At 40.5% G+C, this 20,684-nt stretch carries 22 protein-coding genes; 11 read left to right on the forward strand and 11 right to left on the reverse strand.

Features of this window, described 5'->3' with window-relative positions:
• Positions 1–4: 4 nt before the first annotated feature.
• From CYAN7822_RS23055 to CYAN7822_RS23075, 5 genes are all read left to right on the forward strand, one after another.
• On the forward strand, positions 5–433 hold the full coding sequence (locus tag CYAN7822_RS23055) for a hypothetical protein (RefSeq protein ID WP_013324650.1): 429 nt from the start codon (positions 5–7) through the stop codon (positions 431–433).
• Positions 434–594: 161 nt separating this feature from the next.
• Positions 595–1,044 carry a hypothetical protein gene (locus CYAN7822_RS23060; protein ID WP_013324651.1) on the forward strand — a complete coding sequence of 150 codons (450 nt, stop codon included), beginning with the start codon at positions 595–597 and terminating at the stop codon, positions 1,042–1,044.
• A 179-nt stretch (positions 1,045–1,223) separates the two neighbouring features.
• Positions 1,224–1,487 carry a hypothetical protein gene (locus CYAN7822_RS23065; protein ID WP_013324652.1) on the forward strand — a complete coding sequence of 88 codons (264 nt, stop codon included), beginning with the start codon at positions 1,224–1,226 and terminating at the stop codon, positions 1,485–1,487.
• A 169-nt stretch (positions 1,488–1,656) separates the two neighbouring features.
• A complete protein-coding gene (locus tag CYAN7822_RS23070; protein ID WP_013324653.1) occupies positions 1,657–1,899 on the forward strand; it encodes a DUF3134 domain-containing protein in 243 nt (80 codons plus the stop codon).
• A gap of 234 nt (positions 1,900–2,133) precedes the next feature.
• Positions 2,134–3,072, forward strand: a complete 939-nt coding sequence (locus CYAN7822_RS23075; RefSeq protein WP_013324654.1) for a coiled-coil domain-containing protein — start codon at positions 2,134–2,136, stop codon at positions 3,070–3,072.
• Between the two features lie 154 nt (positions 3,073–3,226).
• On the opposite strand, the gene CYAN7822_RS23080 is transcribed toward CYAN7822_RS23075, so the two are convergent.
• From CYAN7822_RS23080 to CYAN7822_RS23095, 4 genes are all read right to left on the reverse strand, one after another.
• Complete coding sequence (locus CYAN7822_RS23080) at positions 3,227–3,850, reverse strand: cytochrome c oxidase subunit 3 (protein ID WP_013324655.1); 624 nt, start codon at positions 3,848–3,850, stop codon at positions 3,227–3,229.
• Between the two features lie 110 nt (positions 3,851–3,960).
• On the reverse strand, positions 3,961–5,646 hold the full coding sequence (gene ctaD / locus CYAN7822_RS23085; RefSeq protein ID WP_013324656.1) for a cytochrome c oxidase subunit I: 1,686 nt from the start codon (positions 5,644–5,646) through the stop codon (positions 3,961–3,963).
• A gap of 28 nt (positions 5,647–5,674) precedes the next feature.
• Positions 5,675–6,673, reverse strand: a complete 999-nt coding sequence (locus CYAN7822_RS23090; RefSeq protein ID WP_013324657.1) for a cytochrome c oxidase subunit II — start codon at positions 6,671–6,673, stop codon at positions 5,675–5,677.
• 262 nt (positions 6,674–6,935) lie between these two features.
• Positions 6,936–9,155, reverse strand: a complete 2,220-nt coding sequence (locus tag CYAN7822_RS23095; RefSeq protein WP_013324658.1) for a hypothetical protein — start codon at positions 9,153–9,155, stop codon at positions 6,936–6,938.
• 121 nt (positions 9,156–9,276) lie between these two features.
• Here CYAN7822_RS23095 and CYAN7822_RS23100 point away from each other — a divergent pair, with 121 nt between their 5' ends.
• Positions 9,277–10,638, forward strand: a complete 1,362-nt coding sequence (locus CYAN7822_RS23100) for a proton extrusion protein PcxA (protein ID WP_013324659.1) — start codon at positions 9,277–9,279, stop codon at positions 10,636–10,638.
• A 429-nt stretch (positions 10,639–11,067) separates the two neighbouring features.
• Here CYAN7822_RS23100 and CYAN7822_RS23105 read toward each other — a convergent pair whose 3' ends face one another.
• A complete protein-coding gene (locus CYAN7822_RS23105) occupies positions 11,068–11,391 on the reverse strand; it encodes a DUF760 domain-containing protein (RefSeq protein ID WP_013324661.1) in 324 nt (107 codons plus the stop codon).
• 92 nt (positions 11,392–11,483) lie between these two features.
• Complete coding sequence (gene scpB, locus CYAN7822_RS23110) at positions 11,484–11,966, reverse strand: SMC-Scp complex subunit ScpB (RefSeq protein ID WP_013324662.1); 483 nt, start codon at positions 11,964–11,966, stop codon at positions 11,484–11,486.
• A 76-nt stretch (positions 11,967–12,042) separates the two neighbouring features.
• Between scpB and CYAN7822_RS23115 the strand changes: the two genes are divergently transcribed.
• Complete coding sequence (locus tag CYAN7822_RS23115) at positions 12,043–13,110, forward strand: hypothetical protein (protein WP_013324663.1); 1,068 nt, start codon at positions 12,043–12,045, stop codon at positions 13,108–13,110.
• A 54-nt stretch (positions 13,111–13,164) separates the two neighbouring features.
• Here the strand turns inward: CYAN7822_RS23115 and CYAN7822_RS23120 are convergent, their stop codons facing one another.
• Entirely contained in the window at positions 13,165–14,070 is a 906-nt protein-coding gene (locus tag CYAN7822_RS23120; RefSeq protein ID WP_013324664.1) for a c-type heme family protein, read from the reverse strand.
• A gap of 75 nt (positions 14,071–14,145) precedes the next feature.
• Between CYAN7822_RS23120 and CYAN7822_RS23125 the strand changes: the two genes are divergently transcribed.
• Positions 14,146–14,988, forward strand: coding sequence for a phosphate/phosphite/phosphonate ABC transporter substrate-binding protein (locus CYAN7822_RS23125; RefSeq protein ID WP_013324665.1), 843 nt, complete (start codon positions 14,146–14,148; stop codon positions 14,986–14,988).
• Here CYAN7822_RS23125 and CYAN7822_RS23130 read toward each other — a convergent pair.
• Positions 14,985–15,494, reverse strand: coding sequence for a hypothetical protein (locus CYAN7822_RS23130; protein WP_013324666.1), 510 nt, complete (start codon positions 15,492–15,494; stop codon positions 14,985–14,987). The two genes, CYAN7822_RS23125 and CYAN7822_RS23130, sit on opposite strands and share 4 nt — an antisense overlap.
• A 49-nt stretch (positions 15,495–15,543) precedes the next feature.
• Here CYAN7822_RS23130 and CYAN7822_RS23135 point away from each other — a divergent pair, with 49 nt between their 5' ends.
• Both CYAN7822_RS23135 and CYAN7822_RS23140 read left to right on the forward strand, forming a co-directional pair.
• Positions 15,544–16,125 carry a TetR/AcrR family transcriptional regulator gene (locus tag CYAN7822_RS23135; RefSeq protein WP_013324667.1) on the forward strand — a complete coding sequence of 194 codons (582 nt, stop codon included), beginning with the start codon at positions 15,544–15,546 and terminating at the stop codon, positions 16,123–16,125.
• A gap of 185 nt (positions 16,126–16,310) precedes the next feature.
• Positions 16,311–16,799 (forward strand): DUF6803 family protein, encoded by a 489-nt coding sequence (locus tag CYAN7822_RS23140; RefSeq protein WP_013324668.1) that lies wholly within the window; start codon positions 16,311–16,313, stop codon positions 16,797–16,799.
• Positions 16,800–16,817: 18 nt separating this feature from the next.
• Here CYAN7822_RS23140 and darG read toward each other — a convergent pair whose 3' ends face one another.
• From darG to hflX, 3 genes are read right to left on the reverse strand one after another with little or no spacing between them, the layout of a single operon-like run.
• Positions 16,818–17,867 carry a type II toxin-antitoxin system antitoxin DNA ADP-ribosyl glycohydrolase DarG gene (gene darG / locus CYAN7822_RS23145; RefSeq protein ID WP_013324669.1) on the reverse strand — a complete coding sequence of 350 codons (1,050 nt, stop codon included), beginning with the start codon at positions 17,865–17,867 and terminating at the stop codon, positions 16,818–16,820.
• A gap of 46 nt (positions 17,868–17,913) precedes the next feature.
• On the reverse strand, positions 17,914–18,546 hold the full coding sequence (gene darT, locus CYAN7822_RS23150) for a type II toxin-antitoxin system toxin DNA ADP-ribosyl transferase DarT (RefSeq protein ID WP_013324670.1): 633 nt from the start codon (positions 18,544–18,546) through the stop codon (positions 17,914–17,916).
• A 19-nt stretch (positions 18,547–18,565) separates the two neighbouring features.
• The gene (gene hflX / locus CYAN7822_RS23155) at positions 18,566–20,263 is read right to left on the reverse strand and encodes a GTPase HflX (RefSeq protein WP_013324671.1); all 1,698 of its coding nucleotides are present in this window, start codon (positions 20,261–20,263) and stop codon (positions 18,566–18,568) included.
• Between the two features lie 97 nt (positions 20,264–20,360).
• Here hflX and CYAN7822_RS23160 point away from each other — a divergent pair, with 97 nt between their 5' ends.
• Entirely contained in the window at positions 20,361–20,597 is a 237-nt protein-coding gene (locus CYAN7822_RS23160) for a hypothetical protein (protein WP_013324672.1), read from the forward strand.
• Positions 20,598–20,684 lie beyond the last annotated feature (87 nt).

Consider the following 20,684-nt stretch of genomic DNA (forward strand, 5'->3'; position numbering starts at 1 on the left):
TAATATGCTTAAACTGACATCTTTCCTCAAAGTTCCTACAATAGGGCTTACTTGTTTAGCCACATCAGCCGGCTTAAATTTTTCCCTCGTTTCACAAGCGCAAGCTACTGGCGCTCCCTCAGATATCGGACAATGTAGTGAAACTTATATTACAAATATTGGCACCCGTTTAATAGATGGGGCAACTGGTGAGCCAATTGTTAATTCTGGAGTATCGCTCTATCTCAATAATGGGATTTTGTTGGTGTCCTCTAATTCCCTGGCCGAAGTCCTAGCCTCAAAACCGAACGATAAAGTTAAACTGTGCCTAGATTCAGTCCCCCAAAATTGTAGCCTTAATGACCATCGTGGAAAAGTTTACAAGGTGATCAATTATCGAACCGGAAAAGAATTTACATTAAAGAATTCTATAGAGTCCTGCCGTAGCTTATAAAAAAGATCTCAACTGAGGAGTGTCGGAAATCTCCGCTTTTTTCCCCAATAGCTTGGCTTTAAAGCGGCAAAGGAAAATTGTTACATTTTTTAACATCTAGAGCTTGTTTGAGGGGAAAAACTTTAATATATAGATATTGAATAAGTGTAAAAAATTAGAACATGAAAACTGCAAAGAAAAATCAATTTGCCTTTGTTGCAATGGTTCTAATACAAATATTATCCCTTTTTTCACTATCGCTACCAGCAACCGCTCAGAAAGTGGGGACAGTCAAATGTAGCGTAAGCAATGGAAAAGCTAACAAACGAACCATGAGCGCGGCTAGTTTGAGTGCCACTCGAACAGGATTTAATTTAAACTTTAGTGATGAGATGGGCGACTATCTTTTAGAATTGAACAATAAATTAATTATTCAAGAAGCCCAAACACTAGGAAGCGATGAACCTGCTATGTGGAATTTGGTAGGTTATTATAGTAGCCCGACTCCAGTTTCTATTGATCGCGATGGCTATTTTTCCATTTCTATGATGGTTAGCACTCGTAGCACTTGTACCTTTAAGGGTCAACTCACTTTTGCTCCGGGCGCAAAAGAAAAATTGTTTGGACCTTAAGAAGCTGAGAGTGAGAGCTTAAATAGTTCTGTTAACTTGTGTTGTCCTTGAGGGCGTTGAAACTGAGAAGGCGGCTTCATGATATAATAAGTGGCGAAAAAATTTTTAACCAGTCAGCGACCAACTGACAACAATCGCAAAAAAACTTTTTGGATGAAATTATTAAGGATACGTATCAAGTGAATTGGTATTTAGTCAGTCTCCGCCCTAATAAACGTGAATTATTTTTAAAATATTTAGCGATTGCTATTGAAAAAAATCAGCTACAAGACTTATTTTTAGAAACCATTGTGCCTAATGATCCAATTTATAAAGATATGGTTTTACTTCATCTCAACGACTTAAAGACGGCCCGTTCTCATCTTCAATTAATTGAGCATTTTCAGAAAATAGAACCTAGACCCATAGCTCCTGAACAGATCAGCCGAATATTGGAGACCTAGTCAGGCAAGTCTCAGGTTTTCTCTTCCAAAGGCTACATAAAATCGCTAAAATAGACATCTGAGAAATAGCCTAACCGTCTCTGTAACAATAGACAGGTTAAAACTGAACCCAAGCTAAAATTTAATTGGATCTCAATTTGATCAGTATCTAAGAACTGCAAAAATTACTATGTATAATCCCTCATTACAGCAAGAACCTCGTTATGAGCCGGCAAAAGTTGTTCCTCTGCCTGATGAACCATCCATGATTGAGTGGTTGACAGCGCAAGGAAGAATTATCAAACGCGATCCAGATGAGAAACAAGTGTCTCTTGAACCCCAAGATATAGATTTACTAGAAATAGAAGGGGATTATTACGATACAGATGACACAGATGATGATGATTTTGAAATAGAAGATGATGACACCTAAAATTGTCTGACAGTATGCCCTCGTTTGAGTCGGCTAGACTAGGCTTGATTTCACCCCACTCCACTGATTTTAAGAGTGGGGATAATAATTTGATTTAACTCTAAAACTAGACAAGCGTCCCTTTTGCCAGACCACAACCCTCAAAAGACTGATTTTCAAAGATTGTATAAGAAAGATTTTTTGCCTCTTCAGAAGGAGCTAAACTATCAGATTATAACATCGAAAAATTGAGCCATGAAAGAAAGCTTAGATCCTTGGAGTCAAGTCACAAACCAATGGCTAAAAATTTGGGCGGCATCTAGCACGGCGGCCTGGAAAAATTGGCTTGTTTTAACGGGTTTCAATTCAACCGATACGGACAATCATTGTGAGCATTCTCCTGAGCTATTGACTGACAATATTGAGGATTTAATCCGAAAATTAGTTGAAAAAACTGAAAAATCAGAAAATCGAGAAGATTGGCAACGGCTTGAAGCGTTATGGGTGAAGTTAGCTAATATTTTACTTAACTCAAATTCTGAAGAGGCTCCGCAAAAAATATCGGAAATTGCTCATCAACTGGAAAACTTTTCATTACACCAAAAACCCGCGAGTAATGCTGAAGAAAATATTAAAAATTCTCAAACCCATAATTTACCGAATCATCCCATCGAATTATCTAAGCAAGAGACGGCTGTACGCTCCTATGAACTGTTACCACAGGTTCAATTGGTTGGGGTGCGGAACGAGTTCCGCACTGAAAAGCCATTATCTTCAAAAGAAGATAAACTAGATGTGAACCATTTTCTTGAACAAGAAAATAAAAAACAATCTCAAATAATTGAGCAATTAAAAGCTAGAATAGACGAATTAGAAAATCATTTAGAACAATCCCAAAGCGGCTTATCTAAGAAAGAAATAGATGAGGATTCATCTGAATTGAAGCCGGTTAAATTACTTGAAGAACAATTATCGGCCCAAGAGTATCAAATAACTCAATTAAACCATCAAATAACAGCCACTCAGGCCCAACTAGCTGAAAAAGCTAAAAACCTCTGGAGTCTTGAACAAGAAAATGAGCAAAAATCGCAAACAATAGAGCAATTACAAATTAAAATAGCACAATTAGAAACTGTAGCAGAAATTGGCAATAAGCAGCTTAATAAATGGCGCTTTCGGACTTTTTCTAATTGACTTAAAATTTTTGTCTAAGCCAATAATTAATCATAATTAATCCGAGAATAATCACTTAATCCAGACCCCGCCCTTAAGGGCGGGGTTTATATCATAGTAGAAAAAGGGACAGTAAAAAATCTCTGTCCCTCCATCTGCTCACTTGAAAATCGGACTAGGAGAGCAGATAAACAAGGATAAATAGGATGATCCAAATGACATCTACAAAGTGCCAATAAAGTTCAGCCGCTTCTACGCCAAAATGAGATTGACTCGAATAATGTCCCTGACTACGAGAGCGCCATAAAACCGCCAGGATCAATAACAGTCCGAAAGTCACGTGCAGACCATGAAAACCGGTCAAAGCATAAAAAGAACTGGTAAACAAATTCGTGGTTAAACCAAAGCCGGTATGGGTATATTCATAACCCTGTCCCACCAGGAACAAGACCCCCATAATAGCTGTAATGCCAAACCACAGCCGCAAACCCTTTTCATCATTCTTTTTAATAGCATTTTGTCCCAGATGCATAACAAAACTGCTGGAAATCAGAATGAAGGTATTAATACCAGGCAGTAACAGTTCTAATTCTGGTGTGCCTTCAGGTGGCCATTGTGGCAAGATACTGCTGTAAATGACAAAAGCAGCAAACAGCCCGAAGAAAATCATTCCTTCAGCGATCAGGAACAGCACTAATCCAAACATCCGATGATCGGGATGTCCACCATGATGATGTGCTTCGGCTGACTGGTGATAGTCTAGAGCTAGTTTAGACTCTTCTAGTGTTGAACCTTGCATAATTCCTAATGGGTTATGAGTAATTAGATGTTGGTTGTTTGTTATTAATCGTTAGTAAATAGTCATTAGCTTTTCTTTTAGGTTAACAACTAATGACTAATTACTGAAAATTAATTCGATTCCGCACCAACTTCGGCCAAGATCTGGTCAACAGATTCCTCTCCCTCAAAGGTGGTTCGATCAATCCCGTAATCATAGGGTCCTGCCCATAACACAGGTTCTTCCTCGAAGTTTTCGATAATGGGAGGAGAAGAGGTTTGCCATTCTAAGGTTAGTGCCCGCCAAGGATTGCGGCCCGCTTTTTCACCTTTAAAAAGACTCCAGAAAACCGTAATGAGAAAAGGAATGGTAGAAACTCCCATCAGGTAAGCCCCAATGGTACTCAGGGAGTTTAAACCTTGGAATTGGGCATCATAGAGGGCGACACGGCGATTCATTCCCAATAATCCTAACTCGTGCATGGGCATAAAGGTTAGATTTAGCCCAATGAACGTGAGGATAAAGTGAAGACGACCTAACGGTTCATTGATCATCCGTCCGGTCATTTTCGGGAACCAATGATAGAAGCCGGCAAACAGCCCTAAAGCCGCACCCCCAAACAGAACATAGTGGAAATGTCCAACGATAAAATAGGTGTCATGAACATGAATATCAAAGGGAACCGAAGACACCATTACACCGGTTAACCCACCTAATAAGAAAGAAGAGACAAAGCCTATACCAAACAACATGGCCGTGTTTAAGCTCAGTTTGCCGCCCCAAATGGTAGCACACCAGCTAAAGACCTTAATTCCTGTCGGTACAGCAATCAACATGGTAGTTGCCATGAAGAACATCCGTAACCAGCCGGGGGTTCCACTGGTAAACATATGGTGCGCCCAAACGATTAAGCCCAAGAAACTAATGGCTAAACTCGAGTAAGCGATCGCTCGATAACCGAAAATCGGTTTACGGGCATGAACGGGTAAAACTTCAGAAATCACCCCAAAGAACGGCAGAATCATAATATAAACTGCCGGGTGGGAGTAAAACCAAAATAAGTGCTGGTAGACGACGGGATCTCCCCCGCCTGTAGGGTTAAAAAAGGCCGTGCCGGCAATTAAGTCAAAAGACAGCAGCACCAAAGCACCGGCTAAAACAGGGGTGGAAAGAAGAATCAGAGCGGAGGTAGCGAGCATCGCCCAACAGAACAGGGGCATACTATGCAAATCCATCTCAGGAATTCGCATTTTCAGGATCGTGGTGATAAAGTTGATCGCCCCCAAAATCGAAGAGGTTCCTACCAACAAGATACTCAAAATCCAAATTTCCTCACCCCACTTGCCGGATACCAGACTCAGGGGAGGGTAAGAGGTCCATCCTGCTTGAGGAGCGCCGACAAAGAAACTCGACATCAGCAATAATCCCCCCACCGGAAATAGCCAGAAGGCTACCGCATTAAGGCGAGGAAAGGCCATGTCTTCTGTCCCAATCATCAAGGGGATCAGATAGTTGGCAAAAGCGGCTCCTGCCGGAACGATCCACAAAAAGATCATAATCGTTCCGTGCATGGTCATGAATTGGTTATACATTTCCGGAGAGATAAAATCCGGATCCGGAGTCGCTAACTCCGTTCGCATAATTTCGGCAAAAGAACCACCGACAAAGAAAAACAGGAAAGAGGTAGTTAGGTATTGAATCCCAATCACCTTGTGATCGGTACTAAAGGTAAAATAGTCTGTCCACTTCCGTTGCTGGTGTTTCGGTTCGGAAGGAGGAGTTGGCTTTGTGGCAGTAATTTCTGCTGATGTAGTCATAATTAAAGATGAACTGGGACGTAAAATTTTACATTCCGTGATGATGAGCTAAGGAATTGATCTCGGCAAGCATTTCGCTATTAATACCCATTTCTTGAGCATAGGGAGCTAAAAATTCTCCTTCTGAAGCCGTCGCAGCATTAAAGGCGACAGTTTTTTCGGGTTGCTCGCTTTGCGCGAGGGTATTCTCTTGAACCCATTTGTTGAAATCTTCCTCGGTTTGGACATAGGCCATCGCTTTCATTCCTCCATGATAAGAACCACAGAGTTCCGCGCAGATGATGGGATATTCTCCTACTCGGTTAGAGATGAAGGCTAAGGTGGAGTCTCGGCCGGGAATAGCATCTTGTTTGAGACGTAATTCAGGAATCCACACGGCATGAAGTACGTCACTAGCACTTATATTGAGTTGAACTGGCCGATTAACGGGAATGTGGAGTTCTCCTGATACTATACCGGTTTCAGGATAGGTGAAAATCCAAGCAAATTGGATTCCTTTTACATCTACTACGACGGGAGCTACTGTCTCATCTTCAGCTAAAGATGGACCAATTCCCAAGGCGATTCTTTCGGGTTGATCTCCCATAGCCATCATAGCTTGTCCACCCGAGAGGTGTCCGCCATGATAATGAGCCATCAGTCCTGGCTTGGCATCGCCGGCAGTTTTGGGATTTAAGCCGCCTATATTGGTGTAAACCTCGAAGCTATATACAGCCAGAATAAACACAATTACGGTTGGGATGGCTGTCCAGAGAATTTCTAGAGGCACATTTCCTTCGATAGGAGGCCCGTCAGTTTGATCGCCTTTGCGGCGGCGAAAAGCGAACAGGCTATAGATTAAGGCTCCTTCGACGATGAAAAATAACGCTGTGGCAATGGTCATCATCAGGTTGAAAACACTGTCTATTTGTTTTGCATCTTCTGATGCCGCCACCGGCATTAATCCATGATTCTGGCCATACCAAAGGCTGACCAACGTTAAGGCAATCCCAAGAATAAGGGTGATGATCGTACTTGGAATTTTCACGGTTCTCTTCTCGATCTACGACTATTATCTAAGGGTATGATATCCTTTCAGAAATGATTGAATTATAGGTATCAATCTGGACGGATCTTTGGCTTTTCTTTAGAATTATGCAGATAAACCTTATTTTTACCCAGTCTTAAAAATTTATTTCTCAATATTTTCTTAATCTTTTTTTTTGTATTTTTCTAATTTTTTTTGCTATGATATAAGCCTTTAAATTTAGGGTGAAAAACCCCAAATACTAAGCATTTTTATCTATGTGTCAAGCGTTAATTTCACTTAACTTGTTTTGCTCGGTATCAAGAACAATCTGTTTTGAACTATGAACCAAAGGCAACAAAGGACCGGTCTGTTCTGTTCCGGTTACGCCCAAATCACTATGACATAAAAAAATCCCCTCTCCAACTCTTCCTAATAAATCCTTCAAAATACGCACTAAACGCGCCTGATTGATGTCTAAATCATCTTCAGAAGAAATCTGCCGCCCTGACCATTCTTGTAGAAATAAAGGCGCTGCAAATAGGGTAGCCGCCCCTCCCTTTTCCCACAAATTTGAACCCGCATCTAGCCAAAATTGCCAAGGGTGAAAACTGCGTAAAGAGCGATATTGAAAGATATTAGCAATACTAACCGCCTCGGGTTTATTACCAAAATAACGCAGAGGACTAGGGTTAGCAGTGATGGTTCCTCGCCGCAATAATTGAATAAACTGAGCAATGGCATTAGAAGGAAATTCCGCCACCGGTTCATACTGTCTGACTCGCCGCTCTATTTCCCAAAAATGTTGGGCAGTTTCCATCAATTCCCGTAACTCAGACAATTGATTATAGGGTAAATAACTTCCATTACCAACAAACTTTTTAATCGCTTGGTCTAATACTGAAATCGGAGGAGTTCGTTGTTGTTGTAGGAGAATTTTGGTGTTTTCTATCCACTCTCGAATCATATTATAAGCCGAAGTCGCTTTTAGTCCCAAACGATCCCAACGGGGAAAAGTTTCTACTGTTAACAAATACGGTTTTTCTGGGTCAATATGATAACAAAAATCGGCAATTAACCCGGCTCTGACTGGATCAATATGCGGCATTAATTTTCTGTCTGTCGGGGTTTCTCCTTCTTGGGGTTTACGAGAAAGGATCACCAACATCTCCGCTATATCATCTCGCAACACCAGCCGCCCTAAACCCTGATACACTAACCCTAATAAGGTTAACAAAGCACGTATCAAAGGAGAAGCAATTAAAGGACGTTGTTCATTGAGCAGTTCAACGGGAACACCGCCAGCCGTTAGAATTTCTTTAAGAACATAACGGCCAATTTCATCTAATCCAGGTGCAATAATCGCAATCTCAGAGGGTTTAGCTTTCCCCCCTTTAACGAGATCAATAATCACCTCTGCTGTCTTTCGTAGCATTTGCGCCCTAGAGGTGGTTTGAATTGACTGTATAGCATGGGGAAAACTGGTTATATAAAAGGTTTCTGTGACCATCTGTACTAAAGTTGCCGATAAGTCGGCCAATTCCCCCAAAGAAGATAACTCCTCGATTTCACAGCCAGAAGCTAACCCGGCTAAGTAGTTGGGATCAGCACCTAACCCGAGTCTTACTTGTCCATCCGGGTTATAGGTAAAGACCCCAAACGCGCCCTTATTCAATAAAAATTGAAATAATTCTCTAGTAATGGCCGGATAATCATCCACATCATCAGCAAAAATAGCTTGATAACGCCGGGTTAAATGATATTGATATTTAGGGTTAGGCAACAAATAACGCCAATACAACTCATAAACCGTGCCATAACTGATCAGACCCCGTTCTAATGTCCACTGTACCCACTCTAAAATTAACTTTCCTAGCCGCTTGGCTTCATTGTCTTCGCCATTAGAGGAACGAGAGTAAAGATCGCTCAACTGTTCGGGACGAATAACCCCCGGCCATTGATGTCTAATGACAGATTCTTCTAACCCTTGTTCTAAAATAGCAGGAATCTGTTCTGCCGCAATAGTTGCCGCGCCGGCTAAGTGTAATAAATCTAGAGTTTTTTCCACAAAACGAGACTCACTGACAGCAGCACCTTTAAGATAACTTTGTTCTAAGTAAGGCCGCCATAGACGAGTCGCTAACTCGAGTTCGGTTTCTGGACGTAACCAGATGGGAAACTGGGCTTTTAGGTTGAGCATCTCAAATAATAAGGGCCAAAATAAGATGACTTCATCTCGAATAAACCCTAAAGGTGTTTTACTATTAACTGGAAAACTCCCAGATACCGCCACAGAGAGTTGCTCCGATAAATTTCGAGAGTTATCATCATTAGCGGCCAAAATTAACACTGAAGAGGCTGATGGTTGAGGCGGCTTTGGGGTTTGATCATGGCTGATACTCACAAACAGCTTTTCTTTTACCCAAGCACGGAAATGGTTAACTAGACGAGTGGTTTTACCACTGCGAGTAGGTCCTGTGATCCAAATTGATAATAAGAACACGGTTTACAGTCAACTCCTTTTGCTAATCTGCTAAGATACCACATACAATTAGATTCAGATTGGCAGTCTGTTAAGGGTACAAGACTATCATTATTTTTGTTCGTTGGACGTTACGGGTTCTATGAAACTTAGTCGGATTGTAAGGGGTGCAAATCAATGGCTCTCAAAAACGCCAGAAAGAGCCTTAGATCAAGCTTATCGAGCCGCATTTAAAATTAGAGAAATTGAAAATAAACATTTTCAGGGGAAAAAAGTCTCTGTTGACTCCGCTCAATACGGTGACAGCGTGATGTCCTATTTTCTCAACGAAGTTCAAGGGTATCTCCAAACCATTCGAGTCAGACTCAGTGTATTTAAAGCGAGTCGTCTCTTTATGACTTTATCAGAAATGAGCGATTCTAGCCCGGCTAACCGAGATCAGCAGCTAGAGTTAGAACAAGCTCACGCCTCTTTATTATTGCAAAAACTACAGTTTATTGATGAGGTAACGTCCAAATATAAAGACAATGATTTTATTAGGTTAAATGCTTCTAAAAATGCTAATTTAAGTTCAGAGCAATGGTCATCTGAACAAGCTTTAATAGCGGCTAATGGAAAATCCCCTCAAATTCAAAAATCTTCGACTCCATTAACCAATATCAAGGTGGATAACCCTAACCGAAAACTTGATTCAGCAGTGGATAAAACAGGTGCTTTGCCTCGGTCGTTTCTTAATACTCTTAACCGCATTAAGCAAGAGATTGATCCCAAGTCCGAAGAAAGCGAAGAAGCAGTGCTTAAACGCTTCCGTAGTTCTCGTTATCAAACCGCTATTTCTATTAAATTTATTCTTCTGTTGATTATTGTTCCTCTTCTCACTCATCAAATCACTAAAACTTTTCTGCTGACTCCCATTGTCCACAATTATTTTGGGAATCATGAACAAGTGGTTTTTATTAACAAGGATTTAGAAGAAGAAGCTTTCGCAGAATTAAAAACTTTTGAAGAGTCCTTACATTTTAAAAGTATGATCGGTTTAATTCCCAAATTGACCGAAGAAGAAATTGAAGAACAGGTAAAAAATCAAGCTAAAGAAATATCTGAAGCTTACCGTTATCAAGGTATTGATGCCATTGCGAATATCTTTGCTGATCTTTTTTCTTTTCTGGCTTTTGTCGGAGTTCTTGTTAGCAGCCGCAAAGAAATTGAAATTGTTAAATCTTTCATGGACAGTATTTTGTATAGCTTAAGTGATTCAGCTAAAGCTTTTTTAATTATTCTCTTTACTGATATGTTTGTTGGTTTTCATTCTCCTCATGGATGGGAAGTCATATTAGAAGGAGTCGCTCGTCATTTTGGACTGCCGGAAAATCGCGATTTTAATTTTTTGTTTATTGCTACTTTTCCGGTTATTTTAGATACGGTTTTGAAATATTGGATTTTCCGTTATCTTAACCGAATTTCTCCCTCTGCTGTGGCAACTTATCGCAATATGAATGAGTAAAAATTCTGCCATCGCCACCCGCATCTTTGGCTAGTTACTTAGGGTGGGGCCTTCATTAAAATAAGATGAAATTCGCTCTACTTCCCAATATTTGAGTTTAGTTTAAAAGGACAGGAAAATTATTAGGAGCTTACAACTATGGGAATACCTATGAATGAGTTTGGTTTATTAGTGGCCTTATTATTTCCGGGAATTTTATTATCTGTTCTTGTTATGGCTTCTTTTGCCAAAGGCGGCTAATTATTGACAAACTAATAATCAGGTAATGGGCCAACAAGAGCAACTAATTCCCCATTACCGGTTATTTGTGCCCTAAATTCAAATTATTGTGCAATAATTTACCAATTTTCACCATAAAATAACGCTTGTTAACCTAAGCGTCTTGGGCTTCCTCTTGAAAGATGGAAGCATACCAAGCTACCTTATTGCCTACGGTGAATCAGTTTTCGAGATAGTTACATCTAAATTTCGACGTTGTTCCATCTGGCCTAAAAAATAGCCTGTCATCATGGCTGATGCCAGAAGATTAGCTAAATTTTCCCGATCAGTGGTGATTTGAACGCTAAAATCTCCCGTCGGAAGCATTCCTACCAGTCCTTGCACGTTTTGAGTAATAATTTCCTTAATTTCTGGACTTGCTGACTGAGCCACTCGCGCCAAGATTTCTGGATTTTGCTGCTGAAGGTACTCCATCAAACTGTTGTTGTCTTGTTCTTCTGGGTCAGAAGCCAAAAAGTCAAAGTTAAATACCATTAGAACTCCAAAAGCGAGATCGTCTCACTTTCTACTGTTACATATTCTTTAGTATAATCGCTACCTTCCTAAAGAGGGTCAACTCGGGAAAATTATTCTCTCAATTGGGATAATTGCTCTATTTCAAAGTATTGATGAAATTTGTCAGTAACTTCTAACCAATAAGATCGACCGTCATTTTGACGGCGTTTACGCACAAATCCCAATTCTACCAACTCCTGGACTTGTTGATAGGCGCTGCTTCCCCGTAAATTGATCAGATCCGTCTGGAGAATAGGATTTTTGAGGGCGATAGCGGCTAAAGTGCGTAATGCACCTGTTCCCAATTCTGCGGGGATTAGATCCGACATTAAATTATCGAATAGCGACCGTAACTGTAGACTATAACCGGTTGGGGTTTCTACTACCTCTAAAGCACTATCGCGATGGGCGTAGTCTGACATCAGTTCAATGAGCGCTTCTTCGACTTGTTCACGCTCACAGTGAGCATAATCGGCTAATTCGGCTAAAGATAAAGGTTGTCCTTTTAGATATAAAATAGCTTCTATTTTTGTGGCTAACTTAACCTGGGTCATCTGTGTCGGATCGCTATTTGGTGATTTCGAGTTCATTGAGCTAGTATAGATTTAAAAGTTGTTCAACTCTACTGTCATGAAATTTTCTAAAACAAATTCTTCCTCTTATCGCTATTTTCTAGCAGGACTGCAACCTTTTGGTAAGTTAATTTTTTGGGGTCCGTTAGCTGTAGTAGGATTGCTCTGTTTTGGGGTTTGGCAATATAACAGTAATCCTGAATGGTTAAGCCGCTTTGAGGAACAACCTCCTACATTAGAAGATAGTTGGGCCGAAAGTCAAATCGATTTTACTACCCCTCCTCAATCTCAGACTCCTTCCTCGGTTGAGCAACTCGACGAAAAAAACCTAGAATCTAGCGACCCAAAAACGCTCACTCGTAATACAGATCTTCCTTATTATTTGTTACCCAACAAAAATAGCACTAATCGTCAAGCCACAGGTGAATCTAGTGCGGCTAATAAAAATTCTCCTCAAAAATCTTCCTTATTTGACCCCATGATCCCTGAAGCCAAGTCTAATGGGATTTCTCTAGGAGATTCGCCCATTGTACCAGTTAAGCCTTCTCCTATGGTCATAGAAAATCATTTACAACAAGCCCTCAATCAGCAATCACAAAGCAATCCACCTTTAAATAATTCTAATTTGAATTCGGCTAATTCATCGGCAGGCTTACCTCAATCAAATAGCAATAATAGTGCTTATTCTTCTAATGCTACATCTAACACGACATCTTTTAATTCATCTAGAGTCTTACCTCAAAATAATTCTTTAGCGCAACCTGTCCAACCTTCTTCTCAACCTTATCAAGCTCCTTATAATAATTATAATTACTCCACTCAACCTCAACCCCAACAGCAACTACAGCCAACGACCCCTCAAAATAATTCTTTTCAAGCGCCTTATCAAGCTCCTTATAATAATTATAATTACTCCACTCAACCCCAACAGCAACTACAGTCAACACCCCCTCAAGCTAATTCTTTTAAAGTACCTTATAATAATTATCCAACTCAATCTCAAACCTCTAACGTTTCTGGACAATTTAATCAGACTATCCCCCAAGGAAATTCGGTTCCGGCTAATCCTTATTCGCCCGCTCCTGCTCAAATTCAACCTTCGGTGCAAGAATATTCTAACCATTAATTAAGGAACCGCCAACAGGCAATAATGACTAATGACTAATGACTAAGAACTAAGTTAATTTTCTGACTCAGATTCAATCATATTCATGGCAATTTGTAAGCTAACTTTCATGCGATTGAGAGAAGCGGCTAAAATTCCAATTTCGTCCTGGGAATTGTGTTTAAATTCCACTGACATATCGCCTGTACTGACTTTTTTAGCTAACTGAGCCATTTTTGTTAAAGGATTAGTAATGGTCAGTCTGAGGAAAAGATTAATTAACAAAATAGCTATTAATAAAAATACACTCAGAACCCCAATCACGACAATCTGTAACTGTCTAGCTCGCTCAAAGACGTTAGTAGCCGGCACAGAAACCATTTTGGCTCCGACAATTTCGTTCATTTTCCAACCAAAACCATTTTGATCTCCATAAGTAGCAAGTTGACTTTTCGGAGCGGCTTCAGGAGTGCTGTGACACCTTAAACAGCTTTCTTTAGACACAGATATAGGACGGGCAATATAAAAAATATCTCCTCCAGGAAGAGAGCGAAAACCGACTTTTTCTTTTAGGCTGGCATTCTGGCGAAATTCTTCGACAATGTTTCCTTCAAACTCATCAGCTTTATCTCTCAGATTGGTAGGATTTAGAGTGGCCTCTTTATAGAAAAAATCTCGATATTCGGGACGATTTCTTAAATCTTCAAAAACTTGTCGCGCTGAATAACCGGGAACTGTTTGCGGCAAAAACTGTGCTTCTGTTTCTAATCGAGGAGCTAATTCGGGATTGACTTCATTGCTGGTATAATTGCGTACCGATCCCATCGTTTCAATGAGTAGGAATGCTTTGTCTGTGATGACTTGTTCGGCATTTTTCTCTAAAATTTTTGAGATCAACAGCCCACTCAAAAAAACAATGATAATAAAAATTGATAATAACAGTAAATTGAGTTTGGCACCTAACTTTAAGTTTCTTAGCATTTCTTAACCTCTGCCCACCAATTTAGCTTAAGATAAATTGATGCAAAATCTTAGACGCTTAAGCTTTCTTTTAATATGTTAACAAGACGCTTCTTTGTAGTGGCAATTATTTTAATTTTAGGAGGATGTAAGCAAGTCAGTTCCCCGCCAGGTCAACTGAGCGTGGGAGTAGTCAGTTATGGAGAAAGTGTGCGATCTGTAGAGCAATATGCTGAATTTAAGGATTATTTGGGACAAGAGCTTAAAAGCTTGATTGAATTGGAACCCACTTACAATGAAGTGCAAGCTATTGTTCAAATTGAGCGAAAAACCTGGGATATTGTGTTTGCCCCTCCTGGGTTAGCTGCGATCGCTATTTCCGAGTCTAAATATACCCCGGTTTTTCCTCTAGAAGGAACTCTAGAAACTCGCTCAGTGATTATTGTGCTTGAAGAGAGTCCGATGAAAAAATTAGCCGATTTAGCGGGAAAGACTCTTGCTTTAGGACAAATGGGTTCTGCGACTGGCTATTATTTACCTATTTTTAACTTATATGGACTCACTTTAGCTAAAATTAGCTTTGCTTCTACCCCGAAACGAGTTTTAGAGTTGATCAGCAATGGTGAAGTGAACGCCGGAGCGATGTCTTTAGCTGAGTTTAACCGCTATCGCCCCAGTTTTGCTAATACTCGCTTTCGCGTTCTCTTTACTGACTCTCACGAAGTGCCTAGCGGCGCGGTTTTAATCTCGCCTAACCTAACTCCTCAACAACAAGAACAAATTCGCGCGGCTTTAGCTGATGTGTCTTCGGCCATCGCTTCTTCGTCCGGTTATATTCCTAATGCGGCTCCTCCTAATTATGACTATTTAATCCAAGTAGTAGGGCGTGTGCGGCAAATTTCTGAACGGGTGAAACAAGAACCAGCACCTTTGTATTAAATTTTGATCAATGGCAATAAATCGTACTCTTGACGTATTTCTAAAAGAGAGCGGTTAAGGAAAGATTCGTAATCTAGAAAAGGGTAATATTTTCTTCTAACACGGTTTTTAAACCAGATGGTTAACAATTCTGGTAGCAGTGGCGGTAATACCAACAAAATTGAGCTATATAGCCCTAATAACCCGTATTGTTTGATTAAGTCATTATACATAATATCTATTGCTGGCTTGATTTTCGGGTCTTGATTGGTGCGTATATAATCCCTAAACTTAAAATCGCTGGTCCAAAAAGTTAAGGGCAATAGTTTAAGTTCGTCATACATGGTCGTCTCACAACCGAGAACAACATGAGAGACATCGTGTGCCATTAAAATATGAGCAAATTCTTTTGGCAATTCTCTAACGTCAGTGATATGAGAATTTACCTGATAATACTCTTCTAATCCTTGCTGAAGAGTTTGGGTGCTATGTTTGTGGGTATAACAAGGCCGAAAACGTTGACCCATTGTTCTCTGTGTTTCGATACGCTAATGTTTCGTATTTATTATAACCCTCATGAGTGATACCACAAAGAAAACACCAGGAAGACCTCGCAGCGTTCAATCTCATCAAGCGATGTTAGGAGCTACCTTGGAATTGTTAGGAGAAGTCGGCTTTGAAGCTATCAGTATCGAAGCTATTGCGGCTCGTGCTGGAGTAGGCAAAACCACGATTTATCGACGCTACAGCAGCAAAGAGGAATTAGTCGCTGACGCAATTGAAAGCATTAGACAAGATGTGGTCATTCCGGATACGGGAAGTTTTTGGAGCGATATTGATGAGCTTATTGAAAATGCGGCACAAATTAGTCTGAGTCCTTTAGGGCGGCAAACGGTTGCGATGATTATCAGCAGTGCTTCTAGTAATTCTCAGTTTGCCGAGATTTATTGGACGAAATATTTACAACCGAGGCGACAAGCTTTTGCGGTTGTCATTGAGCGAGCTAAGGCAAGAAATGAAATTCAGGCTGATGTAGATTCGGGGTTGGTGTTTGATGTTATGAGTGGGATTATGCTTTATGCTCTTATTTTTCCGCCTACTACTGAATCTTGGTCACAATATGTCCGACGTGCTTTACATTTGTTGTTTAAAGGTTAATTTTTAGCTATTCTGTGGCTCTTGGGTATGAGATTTTTGAAAATTTCATCCTAATTTCATTTTTAAAATTTATTCTAAGAATATAGAGCCTCAGTTTTTCAGAGATTATATTAGGCGGCTTTTAAAAGTATTATTTTTTGTTTAGCGCATAGACGCAAAAGTTTATTACTTATCAGGAGTGATTGATGATGGAAATGACTCATTATATGCAGTTGTTGGCAGATAATCAGCCTTGGAATCTTCTAATTTTTATGGCTATTCCGGTGATTTTGGCGGAAACAATTGCTGTTTCTGAATTGTATATTTTATTTACTCGCGACCTTAAAGGTCGTGTTAGGGCTATCAATAAAATTGCGGGTATTACGGTGGGGTTTTATTTTTTAATTGTTTTTTTCTATTTGCTATTTAAGGCAGTTATTCCCATTACGTTAGCGGGAGAATGGCGCACAATTATTGATGTGATTGCTGTAGGTTTTTATTTGTTAGGGGTTGTTCCTTTATTCGGGATTAGTTTACTTGAGTTAGGATTAATTCCCAACTTAAAAAAAGAAGAATCGAAGTTACAACTTCATGCAACTTTTGTGGCTATATTTTTAATTGTGGCTCATATTGCCATGATTTTTGGTATGCTTAGTCCTGCGCTTTTGGGGGGTCATTCTTCTATGCCGATGTGAGCATCATCAAATCCTAGTTTAGTCGTTGCTATTACTTAACCAGTTTTGTTGGTGTAGGCGTTCCCAAGCTTTACGAAGATGATTCGGTTTAAAGATGTTACGTTTGCGTTCACTCCACTGCTGTACTCTACAAATAGCGCATTCTGGATCTATGGCGGCTTGAGTATCTTCTTGGATTGCTACCCAGTGAACTGTTGCTAACATCTCCATTCCGTAGGGAGTTTCAAAGCCAAATATAAGATTACTAACTCTTTCGAGCCGGATATTAGCATCGGGATCTTGTTCTAAAAACTGGTGTGCTGCTTCACTTCCTTCAGGTAAAACATACATTTGAGACTTTTGACTTCTATCTCCATAACCCCTAATATAATGCCCATCTAAACGTTGCAAAACATGGTTTAGGTTATCGGCATAAGGTCCAAATTGATCTTTAACGTACCGCAGTTTTAAAGGTTCTCCGGCTTCTTGGAGAAAATAGGCAAGTTTTTGAATTTCTAATTTAGTCAGGCTATAACCAGGAATGTTGTAGAGTTCTAACAATCGAATCAATAAAGCACGAGCGCGAGTCATCTCAGGTTTAGCAGTATTGACTTGCATTTTATCAGATACAGGAGTGCCTATTGGTTCAAAAATAATGACTTTTACCTCTGGTAGTTGGGCAAAAGCACCGACAATCATCGGTTTAACCTCAGCCCAATCTAACCCACCATTACCACAACCAAGAGGAGGAACGGCGATAGATTTGATCTCAAGTTGTTTGACTTCTTCTATTAAAGCTTTTAATCCAGTTTCAATGTCTTCTAGTTTAGATTTTCCTCGCCAGTGGGTTTTTGTGGGAAAATTAATAATATATTTAGGGTTAAATAAGCTATTAGCAACAAAAATAAACATCTGCCCCGGTTTGACTTGTTGAGCATCACAGGCTTTTTTGTAAGCGCGGAAGTTTTCAGGATATGCCTGTTTAAATTGCAAGGCAATTCCTTTACCCATAACACCAACTGTATTAACGGTGTTAACGAGAGCTTCTGTATCCGCTTCTAGTAAGTTGCCTTGCTTGAATTCAATCATTTGACTGGTTTAAGTACATATATACTATATTATAAGACTAATTCGATTAATAGTACCAATTAGGATAAACCCTAACAGGAGTCAAGTCACTAAAATTTTTTAGGATGTTTTGAACCCGTAGCTGTATCGTGGAGTTAATTACACCTATTTCTGTGATTAGATCCCAAGGGCAACGCTCATAAACCAAAAATTCTGCTTGTCTGCGCCATTTACGGTCTGGATAATCTTCTGTATCAAACCAGTATTTAGATTTCATCAGTTCCCAATCAATGACGAAATCTAAAGCATTAAGGTCATCATAAAAATCCGAATAATCCATAATAGCATGACCATCGGTAAAGACAAAAGCATTTTCCTCTTCAAAAAAAGGGGCTTCAATATCAGTAACTAAATGAATAATTGAGTCTTGCCCATCTTGGTATCCTCTAACATTACCTGTATGAATTGCATAAAGCATAGGAGAACGAGGAGCAAAATAGAAGGGAACATAATCATGTAATGTTCCACCGGCTCCACATGGGAGACGCTTTCTAGCTCTTCTATCTTGAATTTGTTCGTGGGCAATGTCAGTATAATTAATTTGTTGTTGTCTGAGCCTACTATTAGCAATTAATCCCCCTGCACGGAGAATAGAGGCTAAATTATTAAGATGGGTTATGTGATAGATAGAAGGCGGCATAAATTAGCATCATTAAATCCTATATTGTAACTTTCACTAAACTCGCTAACTTTTGCTTTAACGTTTCCAACCCAAACCCTTGACCAGCAGAAATAAACACCGCTTGAGGATATTTCTCCTTAGCGAGGTCTAACACTTCTATTTCCACCTGATCGATCTTATTAAAGGCGATCAGCGCAGGACCCGGAGTCATAGACATTTCTGATAAAATCGTGCTTACCGATTGAATCTGACTTTCCCAAGCCGCATGAGAGATATCTACCATATGTAATAAAGCATCCGCTTCTGTCACCTCTTCGAGAGTAGCGCGAAAAGCATCCACCAGAGACGGCGGTAACTCATGAATAAATCCCACCGTATCGGTTAATAAAATTGTTTCTGTTGTACCCGTATCTGGGTCTAAAATCGCTAAACGCCGCGTCGTGGGGTCTAGAGTCGCAAAAAGTTGATCGGCGGTGTAAACCTCTGCACTGGTAAGCGCATTCAGCAGAGTAGACTTACCCGCATTAGTATAGCCGACAATCGCCACTGAGGGCACATCTTGCTTTTGTCGCTGCTTGCGTAAGCGGGAACGGTGGGCCTGTAATTCATTCACTTGCTGTTGTAGCCGCGCAATACGCCGCCCGATGGCCCGGCGTTCGGTTTCTAACTTGGTTTCCCCAGGGCCTCGGGTTCCGATACCTCCCCCTAACCGAGACATGGCCTGACCTCTTCCGGTTAAGCGAGGTAAGGTATATTCTAATTGAGCCAATTCTACCTGTAATTTACCTGCTTGTGATTGAGCGCGTTGAGCGAATATATCTAAGATAACTTCAGTGCGATCCACTACTCGCACCCCAAATTGATTTTCTAAATTCCGCACTTGCGCCGGCGAGAGATCTCGGTCAAATACCACCAAATTCGCCCCTAATGTTTGAACCTGTAGGGCAATTTCTTCAACTTTTCCTGAACCTATTACCGTTTGAGGATGAGGACGAGGACGTTTTTGACGGGTTGTCTGTAACACTTCGCCGCCAGCAGTATCCACCAGCCGCGCAATTTCTAGTAACCCATCTTCAAATTGTTGATCACTTTTGTCTTCGGTCATCAACCCAACTATTAACACCCGGTCATGATCAATATCAACCTGTTGGGCGATAAATTCCCGTTCAAATTCTGCCTCGAGTCCCTCGACTAATTCTAAAAAGTCCTGTTGACTGAGGTCATCTAAACTTAAGGGTTCTGAAACGGTCCAATAGGGTTGATCATCGTTGTGGGTTTCGCTTTGCGGTAAGAGATGGGCGATGTATGCTTCTTTGACATACCCAGTCGCGCCGCCTCCCCGTCTAACCATACCCATTCCACTGAGGGTTAAGACCACTAAAGCATCTAATCTTTGCCGCACCATTGCGGTTAAACTAGATTCTTTCGGGGGAACCGGTTCTAATTTGGTGGCAATACAGCGAATGCCGCTTAAACGTTCTGCCCCATAACGAGGAAGTTCTAGCGGCGGTATTTGGGTTTGTCTGGGGGTTCCTACCCCAACTCGGATCACCTGTCCGCGACGGTTAATATAGGCGCAAACCGGTTGATTTATGTCGGTACTGATGGCAGCTAAGCGTTGGGCAAATTCACCCGTCGTTAAGCGATCGCCAGGTAAGCGTTGATGATACAGCCTTTGTAGCTGCTTAATTTGACTGGCTTTTAAACCCTGTGGGTTTCCGTAGATAGTATCTATAGGCTTTTCTTAGAAATAAAGGTTTGTGGATCTATTGTAGCGAGTTCGTTAAAAATCAGAGGAAAGAGTCAGGCGGAAAATTGATATTGTATGTACAATGTCAGATAATAAAGGGATAAAAACAATCCGATGGAGCCAAGAAAAAAATAGGCAGCTTCAACGAGAGCGGGGAGTAACGTTTGAAATGGTACTGGCGGCAATAGAACGAGGAGATGTCCTTGACGATCTCGTACATCCTAATCTTGGTAAATATCCTAATCAACGAATGATGGTTGTGAGAATTAGCAACTATGCTTTTTTAGTACCCTATATCGATTCGTCCTCAGAACTATAGCAATATCAAAATATATTAGGACACTTTTAAAAGTTTAGATTGTCATTCCGAGGTAACGAGGAATCTCTTATGATGTCCGCGCCATAA

This window comes from Gloeothece verrucosa PCC 7822, from assembly GCF_000147335.1.
Classification (GTDB): domain Bacteria; phylum Cyanobacteriota; class Cyanobacteriia; order Cyanobacteriales; family Microcystaceae; genus Gloeothece; species Gloeothece verrucosa.

Coding starts and splice junctions, on each gene's coding strand:
- CYAN7822_RS23055 (WP_013324650.1), top strand. CDS start 5: ATGCTTAAACTGACATCTTTCCTCAAAGTTCCTACAATAGGGCTTACT.
- CYAN7822_RS23060 (WP_013324651.1), top strand. CDS start 595: ATGAAAACTGCAAAGAAAAATCAATTTGCCTTTGTTGCAATGGTTCTA.
- CYAN7822_RS23070 (WP_013324653.1), top strand. CDS start 1,657: ATGTATAATCCCTCATTACAGCAAGAACCTCGTTATGAGCCGGCAAAA.
- CYAN7822_RS23075 (WP_013324654.1), top strand. CDS start 2,134: ATGAAAGAAAGCTTAGATCCTTGGAGTCAAGTCACAAACCAATGGCTA.
- CYAN7822_RS23080 (WP_013324655.1), bottom strand. CDS start 3,850: ATGCAAGGTTCAACACTAGAAGAGTCTAAACTAGCTCTAGACTATCAC.
- ctaD (WP_013324656.1), bottom strand. CDS start 5,646: ATGACTACATCAGCAGAAATTACTGCCACAAAGCCAACTCCTCCTTCC.
- CYAN7822_RS23100 (WP_013324659.1), top strand. CDS start 9,277: ATGAAACTTAGTCGGATTGTAAGGGGTGCAAATCAATGGCTCTCAAAA.
- CYAN7822_RS23105 (WP_013324661.1), bottom strand. CDS start 11,391: ATGGTATTTAACTTTGACTTTTTGGCTTCTGACCCAGAAGAACAAGAC.
- scpB (WP_013324662.1), bottom strand. CDS start 11,966: ATGACCCAGGTTAAGTTAGCCACAAAAATAGAAGCTATTTTATATCTA.
- CYAN7822_RS23115 (WP_013324663.1), top strand. CDS start 12,043: ATGAAATTTTCTAAAACAAATTCTTCCTCTTATCGCTATTTTCTAGCA.
- CYAN7822_RS23120 (WP_013324664.1), bottom strand. CDS start 14,070: ATGCTAAGAAACTTAAAGTTAGGTGCCAAACTCAATTTACTGTTATTA.
- CYAN7822_RS23125 (WP_013324665.1), top strand. CDS start 14,146: ATGTTAACAAGACGCTTCTTTGTAGTGGCAATTATTTTAATTTTAGGA.
- CYAN7822_RS23130 (WP_013324666.1), bottom strand. CDS start 15,494: ATGGGTCAACGTTTTCGGCCTTGTTATACCCACAAACATAGCACCCAA.
- CYAN7822_RS23135 (WP_013324667.1), top strand. CDS start 15,544: ATGAGTGATACCACAAAGAAAACACCAGGAAGACCTCGCAGCGTTCAA.
- CYAN7822_RS23140 (WP_013324668.1), top strand. CDS start 16,311: ATGATGGAAATGACTCATTATATGCAGTTGTTGGCAGATAATCAGCCT.
- darG (WP_013324669.1), bottom strand. CDS start 17,867: ATGATTGAATTCAAGCAAGGCAACTTACTAGAAGCGGATACAGAAGCT.
- darT (WP_013324670.1), bottom strand. CDS start 18,546: ATGCCGCCTTCTATCTATCACATAACCCATCTTAATAATTTAGCCTCT.
- CYAN7822_RS23160 (WP_013324672.1), top strand. CDS start 20,361: ATGTCAGATAATAAAGGGATAAAAACAATCCGATGGAGCCAAGAAAAA.